General features: G+C 72.7%; 4 protein-coding genes. 1 reads left to right on the top strand and 3 read right to left on the bottom strand.

Going from position 1 to position 4172, the window contains the following annotated elements; genetic code table 11:
• The coding region (locus B4M60_RS07965; RefSeq protein WP_291082014.1) for a serine hydrolase domain-containing protein at positions 1-1361 on the top strand (1361 nt) is incomplete at its 5' end.
• A gap of 27 nt (positions 1362-1388) precedes the next feature.
• Here the strand turns inward: B4M60_RS07965 and B4M60_RS07960 are convergent.
• From B4M60_RS07960 to B4M60_RS07950, 3 genes are all read right to left on the bottom strand, one after another.
• Positions 1389-2651, bottom strand: a complete 1263-nt coding sequence (locus tag B4M60_RS07960) for a deoxyguanosinetriphosphate triphosphohydrolase (RefSeq protein WP_291082028.1) — start codon at positions 2649-2651, stop codon at positions 1389-1391.
• Between the two features lie 75 nt (positions 2652-2726).
• Positions 2727-3344, bottom strand: coding sequence for a YdcF family protein (locus B4M60_RS07955; protein ID WP_291082026.1), 618 nt, complete (start codon positions 3342-3344; stop codon positions 2727-2729).
• 54 nt (positions 3345-3398) lie between these two features.
• On the bottom strand, positions 3399-4172 hold a 774-nt coding region (locus tag B4M60_RS07950), incomplete at its 5' end, for a glycine--tRNA ligase (protein ID WP_291082012.1).

Here is a 4172-nt window from a genome sequence, read left to right as displayed (position 1 = left end):
GGCGGGCGGTTCTGAGCGCCATGACGCGGCGCCGGAAAGTCCTCCTCGCGATCCTCGTGATCCTCGTCCTGGTGGTGGCCGCCGTGGTGGCCGCGGGCATTCGTTTCCGCCCGCTCCTGCTCACCGGCACCGGGTACGCCGCGCACAACGCGTGCGCGGTCCACTTCCTCGCCGGCCGAGACGACCCGGGGACCGATCTGCCACCCAACCCGCTCGTGCCGCTCCTGCGGACCGAGGTCGACGACTCCGACGGGTCGGCGCGCTCGTCCGTCCTGGGCGTGGCCTTCACCCGGACGGCGTGGGCGTCCGAGTACGGCTGCGCGGTGGGCGACCACCGCGCGGAGGGCTCGGAGCACACCTCGCTCGTCCGCCCACCGGAGGGCGGCGGGACCGGGATCGCGCTCCCCGCGGCCACCGACTCCCCGGCCGAGGTCCGATCCGCGCTCGCCGAGGCGGCACGGGCGGAGGGGACGCGCGGCCTCGTCGTCGTCCATCGGGGCGAGCTCCTCGGGGAGTGGTACGCCGACGGCTTCGGCCCCGACACCCGCCAGCTCGGCTGGTCAATGGCCAAGAGCGTGGCGGCCACCCTGGTCGGCCGGGCGCAGGTCGAGTTCCCGGACGCCGACCTGGACCCGGCGGGCACCGCCCTGCTGCCGGAGTGGACCGATCAGCGATCGCGGATCTCCCTCGACGACCTGCTCCGCATGACCTCCGGCCTGGAGTGGGACGAGGAGTACGAGCTGGGCACCCCCATCACGCGGATGCTCTTCTCCGAACCCGACATGGCCGCCTTCGCCGCCGCGCAACCGCCCGCGCACGAGCCCGGGACCGTCCGCCAGTACTCCTCCGGCACGACCAACATCCTGTGCGACCTCCTCCACGACCGGACCGGCCTCGGTCCCGACATCGCGGACCGCCTCCTTTTCCGGCCGATCGGGATGCGCAGCGCGGTCCTCGAGGCCGACGCCTCCGGCGGGTCCGTGTGCAGCTCCTACCTGTGGGCGACGCCGCGGGACTGGGCCCGGTTCGGGCAGTTCACGCTGGATGACGGCGAGGTGGGCGGCCGCCGCCTGCTGCCCGCGGGATGGATGGCCTACGCGACCAGTGTCGTCCCGGCCGCCGGGGAGCCGGAGCCGTACGGTGCGCAGTGGTGGGTCAACGACGCCGGGGACGGCACCCCGCTGCGGTTCCCCGCGTTACCGGCCGACGCCTACTGGGCCTCCGGCCACGACGGGCAGTACGTCGTGGTGGTGCCGTTGACCGACCTCGTGGTGGTGCGGATGGGCTTCTCCCCCGGTGGGTCGATCGACTCGCTCGGGGTCGACACCCTGGTCGGGGGTCTCGCCCGCGAGCTGGGTTGATCGGGCTGCGGGCTTGATCGGGCCGGGTCAGCCCCACGCGGCCTGGATGCCGGCGCTGGCGCGGTCGATCCGCTCGAGCCTGCTCTCGGTGTACAGGGCCACCTGGTCCACGATCACGCGCATCCGTGCGGCGTCGTCCGGGGCCGCGTCCCACAGCGGGCGCAGCACCGGGTCCAGCCCCGCCGGCGCAGAGTGGGCGAGGAACTCGGCCACCCGGTGGATCCGGTCGCGCTGCCGATCCTGCCTCAGCCGGTGCCCCGGATCGCTCATGACGTACCGGACGGCCATGGTCTTGAGCATCACCACCTCGGCCTCCACCTCCACCGGCACCTCGAGGTCGGCGCTGTACCGCCCGTGCGGGGCCGACCCGTGCGCCTCGCGGGTGGCGTGGATGGCCGGCATGACGAAGCGCCCGACCAGCTCGCTGGTGAGGGACTTGAGCGCGACCAGTCCGGAGAAGGTCTCCTCGAAGGGCTGGAGGGCCCGGACCACGTCGAGCGCGCCCAGCCGGGCGGCCGCCTCGCGGAGGTGGTCCGCGTCGGGGCCGCGGAACTCCCGGGCGCCCAGCTCGGCGAGCGCCGAGACCTCGGACGGGTCGGTCAGGGAGCGCAGGTCCAACCGGCCGGCGACGATCGCGTCCTCGACGTCGTGCACCGAGTAGGCCACGTCGTCGGAGAAGTCCATGATCTGCGCCTCCAGGCAGCGCGTGTCCCCGGGCGCGCCCCGGCGAATCCAGGCGAGCGTGTCCGCGTCCTCGGGGTAGGCGCCGAACTTGGTGGTGCCCTCGCGCGGCAACCAGGGGTACTTGGTCGCGGCGTCGAGCGCGGCCCTGGTGAGGTTGAGACCCACCCCGTTGCCGGCGGCGTCCACGACCTTCGGCTCGAGCCGGGAGAGGATCCGCACCGTCTGGGCGTTGCCCTCGTATCCCCCGAAGGACCGGGCGACCTCGTCCAGTGCGCGCTCACCGTTGTGGCCGTAGGGCGGGTGGCCGATGTCGTGGCTCAGGCCGGCCAGGTCGGCGAGGTCGGGGTCGCAGCCCAACCCGGCGGCGATGCTCCGGGAGATCTGGGCCACCTCGAGCGAATGGGTGAGCCGGGTCCGCGGAGTGTCGCCGTCGCCGGGCCCCACCACCTGTGTCTTGTCGGCGAGCCTGCGCAGTGCCGCGGAGTGCAGGACCCGGGCGCGGTCGCGCTCGAAGGGGCTGCGTTCGCTGGCGGATCCCGGCGGTCGGCCGCGCCCCTCGGACACCCGCCGCTCGCCGTCCGCCTCCGTGTACGCGTAGCCCGTCATCGAGGTCCCCTCCGGGCGATCGCTCGCCCCGTCGTCATCCATCCCGTCCTTCCCCGCCCCGACCACCGGCCCCGGTCAGCCGGGGAAGTCCACGTCGGTCCCGACGATCCGGTGGTACTGGTACCACAGCACCGCACCGGTCTCCCGGACGATGCTCGCGATCTGGTTCTCCCGGGTCCACACCGCGGGGCCGTGCCGGGTGGGCGAGGTCCACGCGTCCAGGCCGGCGTCCTCGGCCATCATCCGCGCCCGGTAGGAGTGGGTGGGGTCGCTGACCAGGACCACCGACCGGCCGCCCTGGTCACGCACCGTGAGGGCGACCGCCTCGAGGCTGCCGATCGTGTTCGATCCCGTCTCGACCGCCACGATCACCTCCGGCGGCACGCCCAGTTCCGTGAGGTAGGCGCGTCCGGAGCCCGCCTCGGTGAAGCGGTCACCCGGCTGGCTTCCCCCGACGGTGATGACCTGCGGCGCGACCCCCTGCTCGTACAGGTCGGCCGCGTGCTCCAGGCGCGCCTGGAACACCGGGGTGGGGACGCCGTCGTACTGGGCCGCCCCCAGGACGACGATCGCGTCCGCGGGGGTGCGGTCGTCCACCCTCGCCACGTGCCACACGCGGAAGGAGATGAAGGCGGGCACCACCAGGCACAACAGCAGCGCGGTGACCAGGAACCACCCCAGGGCCCTGGACACCGCGCGCAGCGGGGACCGGGATCTACTCACCCGACCAGTGTGCCAGCGCCGGGGTCAGCAGCCGATGAGGCGCTGCGCCAGGTAGCCCTCCACCTGGTCGATCGCCACCCGCTCCTGGGCCATGGTGTCCCGCTCCCGGATCGTCACGGCCTGGTCCTCGAGGGTGTCGAAGTCCACCGTGATGCAGAACGGGGTGCCGATCTCGTCGTGGCGGCGGTAGCGGCGGCCGATGGCCTGCGCGTCGTCGAAGTCCACGTTCCAGCTCTTGCGCAGCTGCGCGGCCAGGTCCCGCGCCTTGGGCGAGAGGTCGGCGTTGCGTGAGAGCGGCAACACGGCGGCCTTGAACGGCGCCAGGCGCCGGTCGAGCTTGAGCACCGTGCGGGTGTCGACGCCGCCCTTGGCGTTGGGGGCCTGGTCCTCGGTGTAGGCGTCCACGAGGAACGCCATCAGCGACCGGGTGAGGCCGAAGCTCGGCTCGATGACGTACGGGATGTACTTCTCGCCCGAGGCCTGGTCGAAGTACTGCAGGTCCTCTCCCGAATGGGTCTGGTGCTGCGTGAGGTCGTAGTCGGTGCGGTTGGCGACGCCCATGAGCTCGCCCCACTCGTTGCCCTGGAACCCGAAGCGGTACTCGAAGTCGATGGTGCCGGCCGAGTAGTGGGCCCGCTCGTCGTCGGGGACGTCGAAGCGGCGCAGGTTCGCGGGGTCGATGCCCAGGTCTGTGAACCAGTTCCAGCAGTCCTCCACCCAGCTTCTGAAGTACGCGTCGGCCTCGTCGGGCGTGACGAAGTACTCGATCTCCATCTGCTCGAACTCGCGGGTGCGGAA

This window comes from Dietzia sp. UBA5065 (assembly GCA_002415925.1).
In the GTDB taxonomy this organism is placed as follows: Bacteria; Actinomycetota; Actinomycetes; order Mycobacteriales; family Mycobacteriaceae; genus Dietzia.
Note: the sequence above shows the minus strand (reverse complement) of the source record. Positions and strands in the feature narration are given on the sequence as shown.

Excerpts from the sequence above, each read along its gene's own strand:
- B4M60_RS07960 (WP_291082028.1), bottom strand. The coding sequence starts at position 2,651 with ATGACGGGCTACGCGTACACGGAGGCGGACGGCGAGCGGCGGGTGTCC.